Source organism: Streptomyces sp. WG7, from assembly GCF_049975785.1.
GTDB lineage: Bacteria > Actinomycetota > Actinomycetes > Streptomycetales > Streptomycetaceae > Streptomyces.
The window spans coordinates 223,079-245,442 of record NZ_JBNGGE010000005.1 but is presented as its reverse complement, the minus strand read 5'-3'; the positions used below and the strand labels follow the sequence as shown (position 1 = coordinate 245,442).

At 73.6% G+C, this 22,364-nt stretch carries 14 protein-coding genes; 2 read left to right on the top strand and 12 right to left on the bottom strand.

The annotated features are described in order from the left end of the window. The first annotated feature begins 85 nt into the window (after nucleotides 1-85). Nucleotides 86-526 (top strand): ATP-binding protein, encoded by a 441-nt coding sequence (locus ACP4J0_RS08415; RefSeq protein WP_426526212.1) that lies wholly within the window; start codon nucleotides 86-88, stop codon nucleotides 524-526. On the opposite strand, the gene ACP4J0_RS08410 is transcribed toward ACP4J0_RS08415, so the two are convergent. From ACP4J0_RS08410 to ACP4J0_RS08380, 7 genes are all read right to left on the bottom strand, one after another. Further along, nucleotides 483-1,931 (bottom strand): amino acid permease, encoded by a 1,449-nt coding sequence (locus ACP4J0_RS08410; RefSeq protein WP_426597980.1) that lies wholly within the window; start codon nucleotides 1,929-1,931, stop codon nucleotides 483-485. The genes ACP4J0_RS08415 and ACP4J0_RS08410 overlap by 44 nt on opposite strands. A 142-nt stretch (nucleotides 1,932-2,073) precedes the next feature. Beyond that, nucleotides 2,074-3,081 carry an ornithine carbamoyltransferase gene (argF, locus tag ACP4J0_RS08405; RefSeq protein WP_426597979.1) on the bottom strand — a complete coding sequence of 336 codons (1,008 nt, stop codon included), beginning with the start codon at nucleotides 3,079-3,081 and terminating at the stop codon, nucleotides 2,074-2,076. A 61-nt stretch (nucleotides 3,082-3,142) separates the two neighbouring features. After that, entirely contained in the window at nucleotides 3,143-4,366 is a 1,224-nt protein-coding gene (locus ACP4J0_RS08400) for an arginine deiminase (protein ID WP_426597978.1), read from the bottom strand. Between the two features lie 82 nt (nucleotides 4,367-4,448). Then, nucleotides 4,449-6,344: an aKG-HExxH-type peptide beta-hydroxylase gene (locus tag ACP4J0_RS08395; RefSeq protein ID WP_426597977.1), complete on the bottom strand. Its 1,896-nt coding sequence runs from the start codon at nucleotides 6,342-6,344 to the stop codon at nucleotides 4,449-4,451. A 117-nt stretch (nucleotides 6,345-6,461) separates the two neighbouring features. Next, nucleotides 6,462-6,698, bottom strand: a complete 237-nt coding sequence (locus ACP4J0_RS08390) for a hypothetical protein (protein WP_426597976.1) — start codon at nucleotides 6,696-6,698, stop codon at nucleotides 6,462-6,464. Nucleotides 6,699-6,816: 118 nt separating this feature from the next. Further along, nucleotides 6,817-7,932 (bottom strand): effector-associated domain 2-containing protein, encoded by a 1,116-nt coding sequence (locus tag ACP4J0_RS08385; RefSeq protein ID WP_426597975.1) that lies wholly within the window; start codon nucleotides 7,930-7,932, stop codon nucleotides 6,817-6,819. Continuing rightward, entirely contained in the window at nucleotides 7,929-9,092 is a 1,164-nt protein-coding gene (locus tag ACP4J0_RS08380) for a hypothetical protein (protein WP_426597974.1), read from the bottom strand. Before ACP4J0_RS08380 ends, ACP4J0_RS08385 begins: the two co-directional genes overlap by 4 nt. 179 nt (nucleotides 9,093-9,271) lie before the next feature. Between ACP4J0_RS08380 and ACP4J0_RS08375 the strand changes: the two genes are divergently transcribed. Further along, nucleotides 9,272-10,597: a cation:proton antiporter gene (locus ACP4J0_RS08375; protein WP_426597973.1), complete on the top strand. Its 1,326-nt coding sequence runs from the start codon at nucleotides 9,272-9,274 to the stop codon at nucleotides 10,595-10,597. Nucleotides 10,598-10,652: 55 nt separating this feature from the next. On the opposite strand, the gene fxsT is transcribed toward ACP4J0_RS08375, so the two are convergent. The 5 genes from fxsT to ACP4J0_RS08350 all read right to left on the bottom strand — a co-directional run bounded on the left by fxsT (nucleotide 10,653) and on the right by ACP4J0_RS08350 (nucleotide 22,229). Next, a complete protein-coding gene (fxsT, locus tag ACP4J0_RS08370; protein ID WP_426597972.1) occupies nucleotides 10,653-15,281 on the bottom strand; it encodes an FxSxx-COOH system tetratricopeptide repeat protein in 4,629 nt (1,542 codons plus the stop codon). Between the two features lies 1 nt (nucleotide 15,282). Beyond that, a complete protein-coding gene (locus ACP4J0_RS08365) occupies nucleotides 15,283-16,410 on the bottom strand; it encodes a MoxR family ATPase (protein WP_426597971.1) in 1,128 nt (375 codons plus the stop codon). Further along, nucleotides 16,407-17,960: an effector-associated domain 2-containing protein gene (locus tag ACP4J0_RS08360; protein ID WP_426597970.1), complete on the bottom strand. Its 1,554-nt coding sequence runs from the start codon at nucleotides 17,958-17,960 to the stop codon at nucleotides 16,407-16,409. The genes ACP4J0_RS08365 and ACP4J0_RS08360 overlap by 4 nt, the downstream gene beginning before the upstream one ends. A gap of 145 nt (nucleotides 17,961-18,105) precedes the next feature. Next, nucleotides 18,106-20,700 (bottom strand): polynucleotide kinase-phosphatase, encoded by a 2,595-nt coding sequence (locus ACP4J0_RS08355; RefSeq protein ID WP_426597969.1) that lies wholly within the window; start codon nucleotides 20,698-20,700, stop codon nucleotides 18,106-18,108. Then, the gene (locus ACP4J0_RS08350) at nucleotides 20,697-22,229 is read right to left on the bottom strand and encodes a 3' terminal RNA ribose 2'-O-methyltransferase Hen1 (RefSeq protein ID WP_426597968.1); all 1,533 of its coding nucleotides are present in this window, start codon (nucleotides 22,227-22,229) and stop codon (nucleotides 20,697-20,699) included. Before ACP4J0_RS08350 ends, ACP4J0_RS08355 begins: the two co-directional genes overlap by 4 nt. Between the last annotated feature and the right edge of the window lie 135 nt (nucleotides 22,230-22,364).

The window sequence follows — 22,364 nt, the reverse complement described above, 5'->3', positions numbered from 1 at the left end:
CCTCGACGGCTCCGCCGGGCGGCGCCGTACCATTCATGAGGTTGAAAGCCGGACAGGACCGCCTGCTCCACGAAACGGACCAGCCGTGCACGATCACCCCGCAGCCCCCGCCTCCTGGCGCATCGCACTGCCGCACTCCGCCGCGGCCGTGCCGGTGGCCCGTTCCCTGGTCCGTACGGCGCTGGCCGGGCTGGAGCACACCGCCGACGGCGACACCGCGGAACTGCTCACGGCGGAGCTGGTCGCCAACGCCGTCGAGCACACCTCCGGCGGGGCGCCGATAGAGCTGGTGGTGGAGCTGCTGCCGACCGGCTGCCAGGTCGAGGTGCACGACCCGGACCCGGCGCCGCCCGGCGACCTCACCCGCCCCGGCGTGGAGCCGCCCGACCCCTGGCAGGAGCACGGGCGCGGCCTGCTGCTGATCCGCGCCCTGAGCTCGTCCTGCGGTCACCGGCCCGCCGGGTCCGGCAAGGCGGTCTGGTTCAGGCTTCCTGCGGTACCCGCTCCGCGTCGCCCTTCGGAGTGACCTCCGCACCGGCCCGGGCGAGGCGGGAGTGCCGGCGCCCGTAGGCCGCGTACACCAGCAGACCCACCGCGAGGAACACCGCGAACTGGAGCCAGGTCGCCGCGCCCGTCTCGTAGATCAGGTACAGGCAGAAGCCGACCCCGAGCAGGGGCGTCACCGGGTACAGCGGCACACGGAAGGTGCGGGCGAGGCCCGGTTCGCGGCGGCGCAGCGCGATCACGGCGACGTTGACGGCGGCCATGGTGGCTAGGGTGCCGATGGTGCACAGGTTGACCACCGCGTCCAGCGGGGCGAAGGCCGCCGGCAGTGCGAAGACCGCGCCGACGATCAGCGTGCCGGCGACGGGGGTCGCGGTGCGCGGCGAGACCTTCTCGAAGACCCTCGGGATCAGTCCGTCGCGGGACATCGACATGAGGATGCGGGTCTGGCCGTACATCACGGCGAGCACCACCGAGGCGATGGCGACGACCGCGCCGAAGGCGACGACACCGCCGCCGATCGTGGAGCCGGTGACCTCGTTGACGACGTACGACAGCGCGGCGGGCCGGTCGCCGACCGCGTCCCCGCCGACGGCACCGATCGCGGCGACGGCGACGGCGCAGTAGAGCAGGGTGACCAGGCCGATGCAGACAAGGATCGCGATGGGGATGTCCCGGCGGGGGTTCTTGGCCTCCTCACCGGCCGTGGTGATCGCGTCGAAGCCGATGTACGAGAAGAAGGCGGCCGTGGTGCCGGCGCCGATGCCGCCGAGGCCGGCCGGGGAGAACGGGCTGAGGTTGCCGTCCTGGAAGGCGTAGAAGCCGACGGCGCAGAAGGCGACGAGGACGGCCAGCTTGAGGACGGCCATCGCCGCCGTGGCCCGGGCGCTCTCCCGCACGCCGCGCACCAGCAGCACGCAGGCCAGGGCGATGACGATCACGGCGGGCAGGTTGACCACGCCGCCGTCGCCGGGGCCCGCGGAGAGCGCGTGCGGCAGCTGGAGGCCGAGGACGCTCTCGAGCAGCTCGTTGACGTACTGGCTCCAGCCGACCGCGACCGCGGAGACGGACACGCCGTACTCCAGGAGCAGGCACCAGCCGACCAGGAAGGCGGTCCGCTCGCCGAGTCCGGCGTAGGCGAAGGAGTACGAGGAGCCGGAGACCGGGATGGCGCCGCCCAGCTCGGCGAAGGCGAACGCGGTGAACACGCAGGTGATCGCGGCCAGGACGAAGGAGACCACGACGGCGGGGCCGGCCTCGGCGACCGAGTCGGACAGTCCGACGAAGATGCCGGTGCCGACGATCGCGCCGACGCCGAAGCAGACGAGCTGGAACAGCCCCATCGTGCGCTTCAGGCCGTGGCCTTCGCGGTCGGCGCCGGATTCGGCGACGAGGAGGTGGGGGGATTTGACGCGGGAAGCGGGCATTGCGGGTGGTGCTCGTTTCTGGTGGTGCGGGGGGCGCGACGGTGGTCGCGGCCGGCGACACCGGAAGGGGTGGCTCCGGGGCCGCCGGTCAGAATAACGGGACGGGTCCCTACGGCTGTCCTGGCCGGTCGGGCCAGGGTGGTCAGGCCAGGGTGGCGACCAGGACCGCCTTGATGGTGTGCAGCCGGTTCTCGGCCTCGTCGAAGACGACCGAGTGCGCGGACTCGAAGACCTCGTCCGTGACCTCCAGGGAATCGAGGCCGTGGGCCTCGAAGATCTCCTGGCCGACCTTGGTGCCCAGGTCGTGGAAGGCGGGCAGGCAGTGCAGGAACTTGACGTCCGGGTTGCCGGTGGCGCGCAGCACGTCCATGGTCACGGCGTACGGGGCGAGGGACGTGATCCGCTCGTTCCAGACCTCCTTGGGCTCGCCCATGGAGACCCAGACGTCGGTGACGACGAAGTCGGCGCCGCGGACCCCCTCGTCCAGGGTCTCGGTGAGGGTGATGCGCGCCCCGCTGGACCCGGCGAGCTCCTTCGCCCGGTCGACGACCTCCTGGGCGGGCCAGTAGGACTTCGGGGCGACGATGCGTACGTCCATGCCGAGCAGGGCGCCGGTGACCAGGTAGGAGTTGCCCATGTTGAAGCGGGCGTCACCGAGGTAGGCGAAGGTGATCTCGTGCAGCGGCTTGTCGCTGTGCTCGGTCATCGTCAGCACGTCGGCGAGCATCTGGGTGGGGTGCCAGTCGTCGGTCAGGCCGTTGTAGACGGGCACGCCGGCGAAGGCGGCCAGCTCCTCGACCTTCTGCTGGCTGTCGCCCCGGTACTCGATCCCGTCGAACATGCGCCCCAGCACGCGCGCGGTGTCCTTCACGGACTCCTTGTGGCCGATCTGCGAGCCCGCAGGGTCGAGGTACGTGGTCGAGGCGCCCTGGTCGGCGGCGGCGACCTCGAACGCGCAGCGCGTGCGCGTCGAGGTCTTCTCGAAGATCAGCGCGATGTTCCTGCCCTGGAGATACCGTGTCTCGGTCCCGGCCTTCTTCGCGGCCTTCAGCTCGGCGGCCAGCTCGATCAGGCCGCGGAACTCCTCCGCGGTGAAGTCGAGCTCCTTGAGGAAGTGGCGGCCGGCGAGGGCGGTCGGGGCTGTCGCCATGGGGGCGCTCCAGAGGTACGGGGACGGATCTCCATGGAATTGTATACGACTCCCTGAATTCTTATACGGCCTGCCGTTCGACCGGGCAGCTCATGCAGCGCGGTCCGCCCCTGCCCCGGCCCAGCTCGCTGCCCGGGATCTCGATCACCTCGATGCCCTGCTTGCGCAGGTGGGTGTTGGTGGTGGAGTTGCGTTCGTAGGCGACGACGACGCCCGGCTCGACGGCCAGCACGTTGCAGCCGTCGTCCCACTGCTCGCGTTCGGCGGCGTGGACGTCCTGGGTCGCGGTGAGGACACGGATCTCGTTCAGCCCGAGCGCGGCCGCCATCGCACGGTGCATGTGCTCCGGCGGATGGTCGGTGACCTTCAGTTCCTTCTCGCCCACGCCCGGCTCGATGGTGTAGGAGCGGAGCATGCCGAGCCCGGCGTACTGGGTGAAGGTGTCGCCGTCGACCATCGTCATCACGGTGTCGAGGTGCATGAAGGCCCGCCGCTTGGGCATGTCGAGGGCCACGATGGTGCGGGCGGAACCCGCCGCGAACAGCTTGTGCGCCAGCATCTCCACGGCCTGGGGTGTGGTCCGCTCGCTCATGCCGATGAGCACGGCGCCGTTGCCGATGACGAGGACGTCGCCGCCCTCGATGGTGGAGGGGTAGTCGGCCTGCCCCTCGGACCAGAGGTGGAACGCCTCGTCACGGAACAGCGGGTGGTGCTGGTAGATCGCCTCGAAGTGGACCGTCTCGCGCTGCCGGGCCGGCCAGCGCATGGCGTTGATGGAGACGCCGTCGTAGATCCAGGCCGAGGTGTCCCGGGTGAAGAGGTGGTTGGGCAGCGGCCCGAGCACGAAGTCGTCCAGTTCCATGACGTGGAACCGCACGGACGTCGGCTCCGGGTGCGCGTCCAGGAACTCGCGCTTGGTCATGCCGCCGACCAGGACCTCGGCGAGCTCGCGGGCGGGCAGGGTCTCGAAGGCGGCCCGGAGGTGGTCCGTGGCCAGTACTCCGTACTCCTTCTCGTCGAAGACCCGGTCCAGGACGAGCCGGCGGGCCGCCGGGACGTCCAGGGCCTCGGTGAGCAGGTCGCCGAAGAGGTGCACGGCGACCCCGCGGTCGCGGAGCACGTCGGCGAACCCGTCGTGCTCGGCGCGTGCCCGGCGCACCCACAGCACGTCGTCGAAGAGAAGGGCGTCCTTGTTGCTGGGGGTGAGCCTTTTGAGCTCGAGATCCGGCCGGTGCAGGATGACGCGGGTGAGCCGCCCGGCTTCGGAGTCGACTTGGAATCCCATGACTCCATCCTGACCATTCGGGCGCCTGTTCACCCCCCGGTTGAGCAGACCCGTCCCCGGCTCGCGCGGGCCGCCCGACGGGTCAGCCGCCAGGCCGCGGCAGCAGCAGCTCCGGCCGGGCGAGCGGGCGACGGGTGGAGCGGCCCGGCTCCAGGACCGCGCGGGCGACGATCCAGCCGGACAGCGCGTGCGGGTCGGCCGGATCACGGGCCAGGTCCTTGGCGTAACCGTCCAGCGCGGTGGCCGGGTCGCCGGCGGCGAGGTGCTCGTCGGGGGTGCGGGGGTCGGCGGGGCGGAGGGCGAAGGCGTGGGTGCGGGTGTCGGGCCAGAAGACGCGGTCCGGGTGGAAGCGGAGGGTGCCGTCGTGCGGCCCGTCCGGCCCGTCCGGTGCGGCGACGTTGCGCAGCCGCCACTGGGTGCGGTGCAGGGCGGCGGCCGTACGGGCCCGGGCCCGTACGGCCGGGTCGACGGGTACCCGCAGCCACCCGTCCAGCGTCCGGGCGAGCCCCGCGACCAGCCGGTGCCCCGGTGCGGTGAGCCGGGCACTGGTCAGCAGCGTGCGCACGACCAGCCGGCTCTGCAGCCGGCGCAGCGCGAAGTGGTAGGCGGCGGTCTCGGCGTGGGCCGGCTCGGCCAGCCGGTCCCGCCAGAAGCCGGCGACGCCGGTGAAGGCGTACGCGCCGTGCAGCAGCCCGGTGAGGTGGCGGGGGTCGGCGCGCCAGGGGGCGTAGAAGCGCTCCTCCCGGTCGTCGTCGAGGAGGGGGAAGAGGTGGAGGAGCGCCGCGAGTTTGCTGTGCTGGAACTCGTGGACGAGGGTCTCGGCGAGGGCGAGCGCGGACCCGGGGCGGGAGATCACCATGGCGCCGAAGGAGTCGCCGCTGGAGGCGGAGACCCCGACGGTCGGCGGAGCGGGCGGGGTGAGGGCGGTACGGCCGTACGGTATGACGGCGCGTATCAGGGCAGGGTCGAGCCGTCCCGGGCCGGTGCCGGTGCCGGTGCCGGTCGCGGCGAGGATCCCGACCGCGTCGTCGAAGACCCGCTGCCACTCGGCCGCCTCCTCGGCGTCGAGCCGGGCGGGCGGGACCGGGTCGTCCAGGTCGCGGTAGGGGTCGAGATCGTCGAGGGGTATGGCGACGGAACCGGCGGGGGTGGTGTGGACGAGAGTACGCAGGGGGAGCCAGGTCGCCGCGGACGTTTCGGGGGCGGGCCCCGCAGCGGGGGCCGACGGGGCCCCGCCCGGGCGTGACTCGGCCGGGCCTGACTCGGCCGGGCGTGACTCGGCCGGGCGTGGCTCGGCCGGGCGGGATCCATGCCGCCGGAATCCCTCCGTCCGAAGCTGGAATCCTTTCGTCCGAAGCTCCTCCGTCCGAAGCTCCTCCGGTCGTTGCCGGTCCGCCGGTGCCGTCGCCGGGTGGCACGTCACGGCGGTGCGGGAGCCGTCGTGGGCCGGGGGGCCGGAGAGGGTCAGCTCACCCGCTCTCGTCGCGGCCCGTGCGACGGCCGGCCCCGGTGACGTGGCCGGGAGCCGGAGCAGGCCGAGGCCCGGCAGGTGCAGAGCGCCGTCGGCGAGGGGGACCGTGAGCGACGTCTCCGTACCGGCGTGCAGGGCCGCGGTGAGCGCCAGGACGTTCAGCCGGCCTGCCTCCGCCCACAGCGGCGGCCCCGTCGCGGTGCCGTGCACCCGGCGCAGCATGTGGGCGATCCAGCCACCCGTCGTCGGCGCGAGCAGCAGCCGGTCGACCGCCTCGGGCGCCCGCTCGGCGGCGGCTTTGAAGGTGTCCCAGGCCTCGGCGACCGGTGTCAGGGGCGTGGGCAGCTCCGCGAGCCGGTCCAGCAGGGTCCGCAGCAGGAGCAGCCGCCGCGCCCGCTCCCCGCGCTCCAGGAAGGCCACGGCCTCCGCGGAACCACCTCCGGCGGCCAGTTCCGCGAAGATCCGGTCCGGCACGCGGAACGGGGCGGGGCGCGGCTCACTGGTCATGGGCGGGGACCTCCGGTCGGGGGTGGGCACGCGCGGACCCCGGCGGGCGCTCGGCCTCGTCGGGGCTCGTCTTCGGGGCCCTGCCGTCGGGGCCCTTCGCTCAGGTGCGGGCGGCGGCTATTCGGCCCGGGCGCCGCCGCCGCCCTCGCCGCCGCCTCTGATGCTGCCGCGTGCGCGCAGGACCTCTTCGAGCAGGCGGGCGGTGGGGCGGAGCGGCGTGAGAGCGTCCACGGCGGTCAGGGGCAGCGCCGCGACGTCCGCCAGGTCCGACTCCCAGACATCGGCGCGCCCGAGGGCGGCCGGCTGTTCACGGGTGGCGGCTTCGGCATGGCGCAGAGCGGGCGGCTGGTCCAAGATGCTCCCCCTTCTCGCACGGTGGCACTCGATGCCCCGTGTCTCTTTCCATCATGGCCATTACGACCCATGTCGAAAACCGTACGATCACGCCACCCGATCATCCACGAGCACCCGGTCACTCCCGCGGATCCGCCAACTCCCGCAGCGCATCGGAGAGTTCGGTCTTCCGCAGCGGGTCGTCATCGACCGACACCACGGCGTCGAACAGTTCCCACAGCGCCTGTGGGTGGCGCCGGGCGAGGGTGTTGAGGATGCCGGTCGCGTCCGTGCGTGCCTTGGTGTGACGGGGCAGCGTCCCGGTGACGCGTGGGTCCAGGTACCCGACGACCGTCTGCCGCTCGGTCGGGTCGCTCATCAGCGGATAGGCGAGGAGGGCGTCCACGGCCCGCAGCAGCGGGGAGACCCGCCGTTCCCCGCCGCCGGGCCCCACCGCGGCGAGGATCTCGGTGCGTTCGGGGCTCTGCAGCCGGATCTCGGGATACTGCAGAGTACGACCCGCGTCCCTGAGGGCGGCGATACGCGTCCGTACGGCCGGAAACAGTTCCTCCGCATCGGGCGGTGCGGGCAGTACCGCGGTCCGGTCGGCCAGCAGGGCGAGCAGGACGTCGGAGAACAGGCCGGTGGCGCGCACCGGGTCGTTGGCGGCGACCCGGCCCCGCCCGGCGGCCCGGAGCAGGGTCTGCCGGTGGGCCAGGCTGCGCCGTCCGACGGGCAGCGCGTCGGGCGGCAGCGGCTCGCGGAAGGCGAGTGCCTCCTCGAAGGTCTCGCAGGCGTCCACGATCCACAGCTGGTCCGCGAAGCCGGGCACGGCGTCCCCGGCGTACCGGGCGAGCGCCGAGTCCAGGTCGATGCCCAGCTTGTCGTCGGTGGTGGCGTCCGCGCAGAACAGCCGCAGCTGCCCGGACCGGTCGAGGACACCGTGGCCGCCCCACCAGACCCAGAGCACGTCGCCCCGGGCGGCGGGGAGTTCGCGGACCAGGGCCCGGCGCAGCGTGGCGTGGTCGGCGGGCGCGTACGCCACTTCGGGGACGTACGGCGGCAACGGGGCCAGGTGCAGGCGGATGTTGGCCTCGGGCACACCGGCGGCGCGCAGCAGGCGGTGGAAGCGGACGGCGTCCCGGGCGGGTCCGGGCAGGTCCCAGCCGGTGCCGGCGTCGTAGGCCTCGACGCCGACGACGAGCGCGTGCACCCGGGCCGGGTCGACGGCCGGGGCGGGGAGCGGGCCGGTCACGGGAGCCGGTCCACGATGTGCCGGTACACGGCCGGGTTGGTCCAGTAGGCGCTGTGCGCGGCCGGGAACGGCTGGCGGCTGTCTACGGCGACGTCGGTCACGCGGCCCGGGAACAGGCCGGCGCCCAGGTAGGAGAGCAGGTCGCGGGGGTCGTAGAGGTTCAGCCAGTCGGGGAAGTGGTCCGGCAGCGGCGCGGGGTGTTCGAGGGAGGGCAGGGACCCGGACTCGTACAGGAACGGCCCCTGGGAGCCGGCGGTGACCAGCAGCCTCACCTGGGGCAGCGGGGTGAGGACCAGCGTGTCCAGGGCGATGATGCCGCCGAGGCTGTGGGCGACGACCGCGACGGGCGGCTCCAGCCCGGCGAGCAGGGTGCGCAGTCCGGCGCGGACCGCCTCGCCGCGGCTGAGGTAGCGCAGCACGTCCCCGGCGGCCGGGTGGGCGGCCTCGGTGAGGGCCCGGCGGCGGCGTACGACGGCACGGGAGGCGGCGGAGCCGGCGACCCGCAGTGCCAGGGAGCGCACGCCGCGTTCCCTGCCGGGGGCCGGTGCGCCCAGGGCGCGGGCGAGCCGGTCGGTGACGGCGTCCCGGGTGGCGCCGGCCGGTACGAGGGGCGCGTCGGAGTCGAGGGCGCCGGCGACGACTCGGGCGGTGAGGCTGCGGGCGGCGAGGCCGGGGAGGTCGTCCGGGGCGAGGGCCGCGGCCGCGGCGCCGAGCAGCGGGTGCGCGGCCAGGTCGGCGGCGGCGCGCGCCAGGCCGGGCCCCAGGTCGGCCGCCGGTGCGTCGCCCTCGGCGGCTAGAGCGGCCAGCCGTGCCCGTAAGGCCTGGTCCGGTGGCAGGGAGCCCGGGGGGAGCTCCGCCGCGGGAGCGGCTCCGGCGGCGGCGAGGGCGAGTTCGGCGTACGGATCGGCGTAGAGGGCGGCCCAGGCGGCCGTGCCGTCGTCGTCGGCGTCCGGGGCGAAGGGGCCTCGGTTTCGGCCGGAGACCGGGGGCAGGCTCGCTCCGCCGGCGGCGAGCGTCGCCCCGTGCTCGCCGCCCCAGTAGTAGGGCACGACACGCAGTCCGCCGCGCAGCTCCGTCACTCCAACGGAGAAGCGCCCCGCGAGCGCAGAGAAGCCCGGTTCGCGAACCCCCGTGCCGTGGATGAAGACGACCGCCGTCATGTGCCCCCCGTGCCCCTGGTCCAGGTCCGTGTACGACTTCCGATGCAGCGTCAGATCGTTTCTATTCTAGGAAGGTTCGAGCCCTTCCGCGGCGAACGTCCCGAACCGGGGGCCGCCGGGCGGAGGACCGTCGGACAGGCCTGCCACCGGTTGGCCACCGGACCAACGGGGGAGACACAGTGAGCCCTGACGCGATGATCACGCACCTCGTGGGTGCCGCGGCTCTCGTCCTGGTGGCCGCCCACGGGGCCGGCTGGCTGGCCCGGCGGCTGGGACAGCCGTACATCGTCGGCCAGTTGTCGGCGGGCATCGCGCTCGGTCCGTCCCTGCTCGGGGCGCTGGCGCCGGACGCGTACGCGTGGTTGTTCCCCGGGGAGATCGGCCCGGCGCTGACCGGGTTCGCGCAGTTCGCGCTGGTGGTCTTCCTGTTCGCGGTGGGCTACGAGCTGGATCTGAAGATCCTCGGCGACCGGGCCCGCACCTCGCTGACCGTGGCGCTGGCCTCCTTCGTGGTGCCGATGGCGGTGGGCTGCGGGAGCGCGCTCGTCTTCCGGGAGCAGCTGCACGGCCTGGGCATGCCGCGGGACCTCTCCCCCGCCATGGTGGTGTTCGCCGGGGTCGCCCTGTCGATAACGGCGGTGCCCGTGCTGACGGCCATCGTGCGGGAGAACGGACTGTCCCGGTCCGTGCCGGGTGTGGTGGCGGTCTCGGCGGCCGGGGTGCTGGACGCGGTCTGCTGGACGGTGCTGGCCGCGGCCCTGATGGACAGCGGCGGCGCCGAGGCGGTGCTCGGCTGGCCGTGGCGGGTGGCGCTCGCCGTCGGCTTCGTCACCGTGATGGTGCTCGCGGCCCGGCCGGTGCTGCGCCGGCTGCTGTGGCGGACGCGGCTGGAGCCCTCGCTGCGGCTGGCGCTGCTCATCGGTTTCGCCCTCGGTTCCGCGTGGGTCACGCACTCCCTCGGACTGCACGTGATCTTCGGGGCGCTGCTCGCCGGAGTGGTGGTCCCGCGCGAGGAGGGCGGCACCCTCGACCCGGACCTGCTGCGGCCGCTGCACGACGTCAGCTCACTGCTGCTGCCGTTCTTCTTCGTGGTCTCGGGTCAGTCCGTGGCGCTGAACAGCATGGACGGCACGGGCTGGACCGTCCTGCTGGTGGTGACCGTGCTCGCCGTCACGACGAAGATCGGCAGCGGCACGCTCGCGGCCCGGCTCGGCGGACTGGACCGGCACGACGCGCGGACCGTGGGCGTACTGCTCAGTGCCCGGGGGCTCACGGAGCTGATCGCCCTCGACGCGGGTCTTCAGGCGGGGTTGCTGAGCACCCCCCTCTACACGGTGCTGGTCTTCATGGCCCTCGCCACGACCCTGCTCACGCAGCCGCTCCTGCTGCTCACCCGCCGACTGGCCGGACGGGACCGCCCCGCGCCCCCCGCCCGGGCGACCGTCCCGGTGGCCCCGCACGCCCAGGGCAAAACGGCGACGGAGCCGGCCCCGGACGTCGGCTGAGCGAAGTCGGCCGCCCCGGCCGGTCGCCGGGGCGGGCGGCCGGGCGGCCGGGCGGTCACATCGGTACCGGCGCGATGTCGCACTCGATGCGCCGCCGCTGGCGGGCCGCCACCAGCCAGGGCTGGTCGGCGCGGACCACGCGGCCGAAGCCCTCGACGGCCTTGCGCTGCAGTTCGTCGGCCTCCGCGCCCCGGCCCAGACCGCGCAGGTCGAGGGCGAGGTTGGCCATGCAGGACAGCGTGAGCGGGTGGTCCTCGCCGGCGACCTCCGCGAGCAGGGGCAGGTTGGCCTCGTCGATCTCCCGGGCCCGCTCGAAGTCCAGGCGGGCGTAGGCCGTGTTGGCCTGTCCCAGCGCGGTGGTCAGTGTGACGATGTGCCGCTCCCCCACGGTGTCGGCCAGCAGCCGGGCCGCGTCGTCCTCCTGCTCCTGCGCGCCGTCCAGGGCACCGCGCGTCCGCAGCGTCGCGGCCAGGGTGACTCTGGCCAGCAGGGTGCACACGTGGGTGTCTCCGAGCCGCTGCGCATAACGCCGTACGGTGCTCTCCGCCAGTTCCTCGGAGCCCTCGAGGTCTCCGGCCAGACGCAGGTCGACGCAGACGTTGGTCGCCGTGGCCAGGGAGTCGAAGTGGTCCTCCCCGTAGCGGCGGGTGAAGTGCCGCAGTGCCTCCTCGGCGAGCTCGGCACCCGCGTCCAGTGCTCCGTCACGGCGTCGGCAGACCGCCAGGTTGCGGGCGATGCGCAGGGTCAGCGGATGCTCGCCACCGAGTGCGGAGCGCGCGCGGATGTACACGTCCTCCAGGACCTCGCGGGCACCCGGGTAGTCGCCGCACTCACGCGTGTTGATGGACAAGCTGTTGAGGGTGTTGAGGGTGTAGAAGCTGGTGGGTCCGAAGTGCAGGTCCCGCAGCCGGGCGTTCTCCTGGTCCAGCGGCAGCGCTTCCCGGAACTCCCCGCACAGCCGCAGGTCGACGCCCCACGAGTGGGTCGCGCGGAGGGTGGAGGGATCGTCGTGGCCGAACAGGGACCGGGCCAGCTCGGTGGCCTCCTGGCTCAGGCTCCGCGCCTCCTGGAGCCGGCCCTGGTAGCGGCGGGCGTCGGCCGTCTCGCACAGCGAGTCGATCAGCTCCTCGGGCTCGACGTCGAGTGCCCGGGAGGTCTCCAGCGCCTTCTCCGCCAGCGGGATCGACTCCGGCACGTGCCCGGTCTGGCGCAGCAGGAACGAGAGGCACTTCGTCATCCGGATGACGTGGATGTCCTCCTCGCCGGAGGCGGCGAGCCAGGCGCTGTAGGTCTGCCGGGCGAACTCCGCGGAACCGTCGTGGTCGCCCCAGTAGTACAGGAACCACACGCTGTCGGCGACGAGGTCCCGCACCCAGGTGTCGGTGCTGGTCACCGCCTGCGAGGCGCGCAGGTGGGGCAGCAGTGACTGGTAGGCGGGCCATTCCAGCGGCGAGCCGTACGGCCCCGGTTTGGCCGCCGACAGCAGCTGGTGCGCGGCGCCCCGCATCCGCTCCCGCTCCTGCGCGCCGAGCTTGGCCAGGAGCACGGTCTGCAGCAGGCGGTGCATCTGCAGGGTGTTGGAGCGGGTGTCGACCTTGATCAGGGAGAACTGGCTGAGATCGCGGATGGCGCGGTTCAGTTTGATCGAGTCGCGCAGCAGGGGGTCGATCTCGGGGGTGATGCTGACGCCCCGGCTGCCGCGCAGGATGGAGCGCGGGATCGGTTCGGGAGCCATACCGGCGCAGATGTCGAGGAGTTGCCGTGCTCCGGGGTTGTTCTGCCGGATGCGCTCCAGGGAGAGGTCCCAGGCGGCGGCGACGGAGACCGGGTAGTCCGGGTTGGGGTCCAGTTCGAGGATCTCGGGACTGCGCTGGGCGAGCAGGTCGAGGTAGTCGTCGACCAGCATGCCGGTGACGGCGCGCCAGGCGCCCGCCTGTTCCACCGCCAGCGGCAGGTCACCGAGTGCCTCGGCGAGCCGGTCCGCCTCCTCGGCCGTCAGGTCGGACGAGCGCCTGCGGAGCAGCTCGATGGACTCCGACCGCTCGAAGACACTCACCGGCAGCGGGGTCGCCACCCGCTCCCAGGCACGGTTGCGCGAGGTGACGATGACCTTGCCGGGCCCGTTGGCGGGGAAGTACCGGCGCACCACGTCGATGTCCTCGGCGTTGTCGAAGACGAGCAGCCAGTCGGAGTGCGGGGCACCGGTGCGCAGGGCCTCCAGCACCGCGGGGACGGCGGTGTTCGCGGTGGGGGCGCCGCGGTCCTGCCCGGACGGAGTGATGCCCAGCCGGGCGGCCAGGCCGGCCAGCGCGGCCAGGATGAGGCTCTCCTGTTCGGCGGGGATCCAGCAGATCACCTTGTAGTCGTGCTGGTGGGTGTAGATGTACTCCAGGGCGAGCTGGGACTTGCCGACGCCGCCCAGGCCGTGCAGCGCGTGCGGGAGCACGGCGGCCGTGTCCTGGGCGCCCAGCTGCTCCTCCACGGCCCTCAGCAGCCCCTGCCGGCCGACGAACGAGGTGTTCCGCAGGGGGACGTTCACCAGGAGGGCGGACGTCGCGGTCGTGGTGCTCTGCATGAGCTGTTCAGCCTCCGGGGCTTCGGGTGAGGTCGCGTCGGTTACCAGGGGCGGCACGTGGTCTCCAGGTTCGGTGGGGTGGTTCGACGCTGGATCCATGCCTTCTCGGCCGCCGGGTGATCCCCCGCCGCCCGCAGGGTTCACCTCAGTGGGTGTACCCGCGGGCAAACCGGCGCCCACCCGTTCGGCCGCACCGGGCGGCAGGCGCCCGGAGAGTCGGGGTTCGATGCGCCTGGCCCGTTCGGAGTAGGGACCCGAGAGTGCGCGCATCACGGCCAGTTCGCTGCGCAGCCAGCCGTGTTCGGCCGGGTCGGGCAGGGCGGCTCCGGCCGGGTCGCTCAGGGCGGCGCGCAGGGCGACACCGCGCCGGCCGGCGGCCGGGAGCTCGCCCACCATGCTGACGGTGCGGGCGAGTTGGCTGCGGGTGGTGGTGGCGAGGAGCGCCTCGCGGACTCCCTCGGCGAACTCGGGCCGGCCTTCGCCGCCGCTGTTCCAGTCGATCAGCCCGCCCATGAGGATCTCGGCGATGTGGTCGGGGCCGGTCTCCGGCATGGTGCGCCGGCGTAGTTGCTCCACGAGGTCGAACTCGAAGGGGATGGCGGCAAGTTGGGTGGCCAGTCGGCGAGCGGCGGGGGTGGCGAGGGTGAAGAAGCGCCGTACGGCGGCGGAGGCGGCGCGCGGCAGGCGCGGGGCGCGCAGGCCGGGGGCGGGCGCGCCCTTGGCGAGGGCACCGGCGAGGACGACGGGCAGGGACCGGCGCACGCCCCGCTCACCGGTGACGAGGTCGGCCCAGGTGCCGAGGGAGCCGGGCTTGAGGGACAGCACGGGCACCGGTACGGAGCCGTCACCGGCCTCGGGCAGCGGGCGCAGCGGGTCGGGGCCGCCGGGCGGCGCCCAGTGTCCGAGGCCGTCGTTGGGGGCGCCGAAGCCGCCGGCTTCCAGGACCGCCTGGTACGGGTAGAGGGACGTGCGGTGGCGCAGGTGCGGCGGCAGCAGGTGGACGAGGGCCGTGGGGCCGGCGTGGCCGAGCCGGCCGAGCAGGTCGTCGGCGGCCGGGGCCGCCCAGCCGTGGGCGAGCCCGTCGGTGACGACGAGGAAGACCCGGCCGCCCCGGCCGTCGAGGAGTTCGGCGGGGTCGGCGGCGGCGCGGTCGGCGGCCCGGCGCAGGGTGGCGGTGCCGGTGCGCGGGACGTGCACCCGGACGACGCGGACGCCGCGGAAGGCGCCGCTGTGCTCGGCGGCTTCGGTGAGGCGGGCGCAGGTCTCCTGCCAGATCCCCATGGTCGGGGCGTCGTCGACGAGCAGGACGAGGTCGAAGACGGTGGCGCGGGCGGGCCGCAGGAAGGGCAGCCACAGGCCGTCGGACACGCCCTGCTCGGCGGTGGCCTCCTCGTCGAGTTCGAGGGTGTGGCGCGAGGGGATGCGCCGGGCCAGTCGGTGCAGGGCGCGGGCGAGCAGCGCGGTGGTCCGGCCGGGGCCGGGCCGGGAGCGCTCCTCGGGGGGCAGCAGCGGCTGCCCGACGTGGAGGGTGAAGGTGCCCTCGGCGTCGGGTAACAGCCGGTGCCGGGCGACTGGTTCGGTGTGCGCGCCGGCCGGGTGGCCGGTGGGTGCGAACCGGTCCGCGGGGTCGGCCGGCGGCGGTGCGGGCGCGGCGGGGGTGCCGGAGGCGTCGGGGCCGGAGGGGGCCGGCCGTGCGGCCGGTGCCTGGTCGGCGGCGCGTGCGCCGGGGTCGGCCGGGGGCCGGTCCGCCGTCCGTTCGCCCTCGGTGGCGTGCGGCGGAGCGGGCCGCGGGGGTGCGGGGTCCTGCGCCGGATCCGGGCGGCCGCTGCCCGGGCCGCCCGGGCCGGAGCCGGGGCCGCCGTGACGGTCCCAGTACGCGGCGAGCCAGACCGCGTCGGCGACCTCCCGCCAGTGCGGGTCGGCGGGCTGCGAGGCGTCGGGGTACGGCTGGTCGCGGGCACCGGAGTCCTGGGCCGGGGCAGTGGCGAGCGCCGCTCCGTACCCACTCGCGCCTTCGACGGAATCGGGGAACGCCGACGGGGGCGACGTCCCTGATACGGGATCACCGTCGCCCGGTCCGGATGCGCGCTCCCTGGGAAAGCCGGTCAATTCAGCGGCCCTTCGCGAGGTCGCGGAGGAGCATTTCCACGAGCTTACGCCCGTCACCGTCCGCCTGGAAACCACCCGCGGTAGTCATCTGCACCGCGTTGAGCAGCTGGTCCAGGGAGTGGGTTCCGCCGGACTGGATCTGCCGCACGAACTCGTCCACCAGGTCCTCGGTGCCCTCGGGCCGGACACCCAGGTGTCCTTCCACCAGGGCGAGCAGCTGCTCGCGGCCGGGGGTGCGCATCTCCAGCGGAAGGCAGCGCCGGCGGAAGGCGGCGGGGAACTCCCGCTCCCCGTTGCTGGTGATCACCACGACCGGGAACTCCCGGCACTCGACGCGCCCGCCCCGCACCAGCGCCTGACCGGCGGGGTCGCTGGTGTGGACGCGTGCGGTGTCCGCGGCGTCGCGCACCAGTTCCGGGACGTCATAGCTTCCGTTCTCCAGGACGTGCAGCAGGTCGTTCGGCAGGTCGATGTCGCTCTTGTCGAGTTCGTCGACGAGGAGCACCCGGGGACGATCGTAGGGCAGCAGGGCGGTGCCCAGTGGGCCGAGGGTAATGAAGTCCCCCAGAAGGGGCGGGAGTTGCCGGTGTGCTGACACGACCGACGGGTTGACGCCGTCCGGCTCCGCGGTCCCGCCCTCCGCGTCCGCCGTCGCCGTCGTACCGCCCGGTTCCGGTACGCGGGGCGCGGTGCCGCGCAGTCCGGCCTGCCAGGCCGCGATGGTCTGGGCGCGGCCCATGGCGTCATGGACGTACAGCCCGTCCCGCAGCGTGGTCCGGCTGACGATGCTCCACTCCAGGACCCGGCCGAGGCCCAGCTCCCGGGAGATCACGTAGGCGAGCGTGGACTTGCCGATTCCGGGCGGTCCGGTGATCAGCAGCGGCCGGCGCAGCAACAGGGCGGCGTTGACGGTGTCGATCTCGTCGGGGCCGAGCTGCGGGGTGACGTCTCCGCGACCCAGCCTGCGTACCGCGGCTTCCGGCTCGTCCGGCGGTGCGGGCTGGGACGGCGCGCCGAGGAACCGTCGCCAGGGCGGCGCCTGCGGCAGCGGGGGCGGGACGACCGGCGGCCGGCCGGTGCCGTGGAACACGCGCCAGCCGTTCGGGGACGTCTGCTCCTGCGCGTTCATGCCGGTGCCTCCTCGTCGGCGAGTTCGCCGGGATCAATGGTATGCATGTCGACAATGCGGGTGGGGTCGTCCCAGAAGAAGCCGATGTGACGACCGAGGAGCCGACCGGGACCCTGCCGGTTCAGTTCGGCGTTCTGCCGCAGGCGGTGGATGGCGAGCGGGATCTGTCCGGGCGTCGGTACGGCTGCGAAGACGGCCGTCACCACCTCACGTCGCTCCTCGGGGAAGGCTCCTCTGCGGTCCCACACCGCCAGCCCGACACCTTCCGCTATGGCGGCCTTGAGGGCCTCCATGGCGGAGATCCGGGCCGGGGCGTCCATCACCACGGCCGTGTGCCTGGTGTCCCCCGCGAGTGTCGCCTGCCATGCGTCGATCCGCTGCGCGTCCGGCTCGCTCCAGCCGTGCACGCTGACCCCGTGCTGCCTCAGCGCGTGCCAGCGCTCCTGCCACTGGTGTCGCACCAGTGCGTCGTCGGTGCGCATCCGGTCCAGACTGCGCAGGTGTACCCCGTACTTCAGCCCGAGCGGCAACGGCCGCCCGTCACCGATCCGGTACGTCAAACTCGCCACATCGTGGTTGAGGAGCTCGTACGGAAGGACGAACTCCACGTACGCCGACGGCTGCCGGTGTCCACCGGCGGGCGACTCCCCCGGCCCGGCCCAGAGCCGGCCGCCCTGCCGCAGCGCGTCGTCGACGGCCGGGCCGAGCGCGTCCAGGGTGGTCACGGCCGGCGCGCCGGGCTGCGGGTCCCAGTGGCCCGGCACGGTGTTGAGCCAGGGACGTACGACGACCTCGTCGGAGCCGTCCCGGGCGGGCTCGACGGCGACGACGAGGCAGCGGGGGATGTCGGGGTCGCGCACCGTCCGGGCGCGGGCCTCCCGGCGCCGGACCAGTTCCTGGGTGAGGCCGGCCCGCCGGGCCCAGTCGTCGACCCAGCCGGAGAGCGCCGCGCGGTGGCCGCGCGTGGCGGCGAGCGGGCCCGCCCGGTCGAGGAGGAGCACGGCGGGCGGCAGGCCGTCCGGCTGGGCGTTCCACGCGAGGACGTGGAGGAACAGCTGGTCGGGTAAGAGTCCGGTGGGCAGGTCGAGGCCGTTGAGTTCCTCGGCGAGGTCGTCGCGCAGCCGGCCGGCGGGGAGTTCGCCCCCGGCGAGGACGGCGCGCGCCCGGGCCTCGTCGTCGCGGCCGAGCGGGCCCGGCGGCGCCTGCGGCGGGGCGGGCGGGTCGGGGATGATCAGCCGGTCCAGTTCGTCACCGGCCGACGTCCCTTCGAGGATGCGCACCACCGTGACGAGCACGTGTTCCCCGCCCTCCACTTTCAGGGCGGTGCGGACCAGGGTGACCACGTCCTCGCGCTGCTTGACGCCGCGCAGGTCGACGGGGCGTGTCAGACCCAGGTGGTCCCCGAGCACCGTGGCGAACTGGCTCCGCCCCTGCGGATCCTCCGTGCAGCCCAGCCCGCACAGCGCCTCGGTCAGCTCCAGCAGCAGTGCCGGCCCGCGCGCATGCCCGGAACCGCCCTCGGCTGCCCCGAATCCCGCGCCTGTCTCCACCGACTGTCCCCCATGAGTCGGTACGTCTGCCTGACGGACCTGCGAAGTTAGCACGGCAACTGACGGTTCACCAGGGACCGGTGGGGTGGGGGACACGGAGTCCGGCCGAGTCGCCTCTTCGGGGCGACTCGGCCGGAAACGTTCGCTAGAGCCGCGGGTCCACCGGCTCCGACTCCAGCGCCAGCACGCCGAACACCGCCTCGTGCACCCGCCACAGCGGCTCGCCGTCCGCGAGGCGGTCCAGGGCCTCCAGGCCGAGGGCGTACTCGCGGATCGCCAGGGACCTCTTGTGGTTCAGGAACCGCTGCCGCAGCCGGGCGAGGTTGTCGGGGCGCGTGTACTCGGGGCCGTAGATGATCCGCAGGTACTCGCGGCCGCGGCACTTGATGCCGGGCTGCACCAGGCGGTCCTTCGCGTCGCGGACGACGGCGCCGATCGGCTTGACCACCATGCCCTCGCCGCCGCGGCCGGTCATCTCCAGCCACCAGTCGACTCCCGCCGACACCGACTCGGGGTCGCCGGTGTCGACGTACAGCCGCCGGGTGGTCCGGAGCAGGCCACTGCCGTCGTGCTCGACGAGCCGGTCGATGAGGGCGAGCTGCTCGTCGTGCGGCAGGGCGGCCAGGCTGCGCCCCTGGACGGCGAGGATCTGGAACGGCGCCATGTGGACACCGTCCAGGCCGTCGGTGGGCCAGCAATAGCGCCGGTAGGCGTCGGTGAACGCGGCGGCGTCGGCGGACCGGGCGCGCTGGCGGGCGAGGAGGTCGGTGACCTCGACGCCGCGCGCGGCGGCGCCCTCCAGCGCGGCCAGCGCGCCCGGGAACACCGCGCCGGAGGCGGCACCCACGGCGGCGTACTGGGAACGCAGCAGCCCGGAGGCCTTCAGCGACCACGGCATCAGCTCGGTGTCCAGCAGCAGCCAGTCGGTGGACAGCTCGTCCCACAGGCCGGCCTCGGCGATCGCCGTGCGCAGCCGGTCGAGGATCGCCTCGGTGACGGTCGCGTCGTCGAGGAAGGGGCGGCCGGTACGGGTGTAGAGGGACCCGGTGGGGCCGTCGACCCCGAAGCGGGCGCGGGCCGTGTCCGCGTCGCGGCAGACCAGGACCACCGCCCGCGAGCCCATGTGCTTCTCCTCGCACACGACCCGCGCCACCCCGTCCGCCGCGTACTGCGCGAACGCCTCCTTCGGGTGCTCCAGGTAGCCCTCCACCCCGGAGGTGGCGGTCGGTGCCATGGTCGGCGGCAGGTACGGCAGCAGGCGCGGGTCGGTCGCGAAGCGGCTCATGACCTCGAGGGCCGCCGCCCCGTTCTCCTCCCGCACGGTGATCCGGCCGGCGTACCGGGTCTCGACCACCCGGCGTCCGTGCACGTCGGCCAGGTCGAGCGGGCGGCCGTCGTGTCCGCCGGGCGCCTCGGTGCGCAGCGGCTTGGCCGGCTCGTACCAGACCCGCTCGGCCGGTACGTCGACCAGTTCGCGCTCCGGCCAGCGCAGCGCGGTGAGCTTGCCGCCGAAGACGGCGCCGGTGTCCAGGCAGATGGTGTTGTTGAGCCAGGTGGCCTCGGGTACCGGGGTGTGGCCGTAGACGACGGCCGCGCGACCCCGGTAGTCCTCGGCCCACGGGTAGCGCACCGGCAGCCCGAACTCGTCGGTCTCGCCGGTGGTGTCGCCGTACAGGGCGTGGGAGCGGACCCGGCCGGAGGTGCGGCCGTGGTACTTCTCCGGCAGACCGGCGTGGCAGACCACGAGCCGGCCGCCGTCGAGGACGTAGTGGCTGACCAGGCCGTCGATGAACTCCCGCACCTCGGCGCGGAACTCGTCGCTCTCGCCGTCCATCTGCTCGATGGTCTCGGCGAGTCCGTGCGTGTGCTGGACCTTGCGGCCCTTGAGGTGGCGGCCGTACTTGTTCTCGTGGTTGCCGGGGACGCACAGGGCGTTGCCCGACTTCACCATCGACATCACGCGGCGCAGGACGCCGGGGCTGTCCGGGCCGCGGTCGACCAGGTCGCCGACGAAGACGGCGGTGCGGCCGTCGGGGTGGACGCCGTCGGTGTAGCCGAGCTTGCCCAGCAGCGACTCCAGCTCGGCCGCGCAGCCGTGGATGTCGCCGACGATGTCGAAGGGGCCGGTGAGGTGGGTGAGGTCGTTGAAGCGCTTCTCGGTGACGACGGTGGCCTGCTCGGTCTCCGCCACGCCACGCAGGACGTGCACCTTGCGGAAGCCCTCGCGCTCCAGGTGGCGCAGGGAGCGGCGGAGTTCGCGGGTGTGGCGCTGGATGACCCGGCGGGGCATGTCGGCCCGGTCGGTGCGGGTGGCGTTCCGCTCGGCGCACACCTCTTCGGGGACGTCGAGGACGATGGCGATCGGCAGGACGTCGTGCTTCCTGGCCAGCTCGATCAGCTGACGCCGGGCGTCCTGCTGCACGTTGGTCGCGTCGACGACGGTGCGACGGCCGGCGGCGAGGCGCTTGCCGGCGATGTAGTGGAGGACGTCGAAGGCGTCCCGGCTGGCGCTCTGGTCGTTCTCGTCGTCGGCGACCAGGCCCCGGCAGAAGTCGGAGGAGATGACCTCGGTGCGCTTGAAGTGGCGCCGGGCGAAGGTGGACTTGCCGGAGCCGGATGCGCCGATCAGTACGACGAGGGAGAGGTCGGTGACCGGCAGGGCGCGGGCCCGCACGGTGGTGCCAGTGGTGCCAGTGGTGTCGGTGGTGTCGGTGGTGTCGGTGTTTCCGGTGGTGGTCATGCGGCCTTCGCCTCCTTCTGGTTCTCGTCCGCGGTCTTGGCGGTCTTGGCGGTCTTGGGGTCGTTCGCGGTCTTGGGGTCATTCGCGGCCTGGGTGAACACGGCCATCTGGGTGGGCGGGCCCACCTCGGGGTCTTCGGGACCGACGGGGCGGAACTCAGCGGTGTAGCCGTGCCGTTCGGCCACCGCCTCCGCCCAGGTGCGGAACTCCTCGCGGGTCCACTCGAAGCGGTGGTCGCGGTGGCGGACGTGGCCGGCCGGGAGGGTCTCCCAGCGCACGTTGTACTCGACGTTCGGCGTGGTGACGACGACGGTGCGCGGGCGGGCCGATCCGAACACGGCGTACTCCAGGGCGGGCAGCCTGGGCAGGTCGAGGTGCTCGATCACCTCGCTGAGCACGGCGGCGTCGTAGCCCCCCAGGCGCTTGTCGGTGTAGGCGAGGGAGCCCTGGAAGAGGTTGACACGGGCGGCCTGCCGCTCTCCCATGCGGTCCAGCTTGAGCCGCCGCGAGGCGATGGTGAGGGCGCGCACCGACACGTCCACGCCGACGATCTCGGTGAACCGCGGCTCCTTGAGCAGTTCCCGCACCAGGTGCCCCTCGCCGCAGCCGAGGTCGAGGACGCGGGCGGCTCCGTGGTCCCGGAGGGCGGTGAGGATCGCCTCACGGCGGTGCACGGCCAGCGGCGTGGGCTTCTCCTCGGCCTCGGGCGCCGTCTCCTGCGCGACCGCGTTGTCGATGTCCTCGACGTCGCTGTCGTCGGTCTCCGCCAGCCGGATCAGCTCCAGCCGGTCCATCGCCTCACGGGTCAGGGACCAGCGGCGGGACAGGTAGCGGCTGGTGATCAGCTTGTGCTCCGGGTGGCCGGGCAGCCAGCCCTCGCCGGCCCGCAGCAGCTTGTCGACCTCGTCCGGGGAGACCCAGTAGTGCTTGGCGTCGTCGAGCACCGGGAGCAGGACGTACAGGTGCCGCAGGGCCTCGGCGAGGGTGAGGGCCGCGGACTCCAGGACGAGGCGGACGTAGCGCGAGTCGCCCCACTCGGGGAACTCGGTGTCCAGCGGGACGGCCTCGACGGTGACCGCCCAGCCGAGCGGCTCGAAGAGGCGCTGTACGAGGCCGGGGCCGCCGCGAGCGGGCAGCGCCGGTACCTCGACGCGCAGCGGCAGCGGCTCGGCCGCGCGCTCCGGGCGGGACTTGCACACGCCTCGCATCGCGCTGGAGAAGACGTTGCTCAGCGCGACGGCGAGGAGTGAGGAGGCGGCGTAGGGGCGGTCGTTGACGTACTGCGCGAGTGCCGCGTCGGGCGCACCGCCACGGCCCTTGCCCCGGCCGCGCCGGACCAGCGCCACCGCGTCGACCTCCAGCAGCAGCGCCGCCGTGCAACGCTGATCCTCCGCCTCCGGGTAGAGCACGTGGGCGGTGCCGAAGGAGGTGGAGAACGCCTGCGCCTTGTCCGGATGCTTGTGCAGCAGGAAGCCGAGATCGGTCGCGGGGTGCTCGGGGGTACCGGTGGTGGTGATGGTCAGGAACATGCTGAGGGCCTCTCCGGCCGGTGGATGCTGACGAGGTGCCGTACGCGCGGGAGCCCCCAGGGTGTTGATCCTGGGGGCTCCGGCAGGACGACGGTCATACCATCGCACGGGACGGGTGACCGCCGCCTTCGGTTA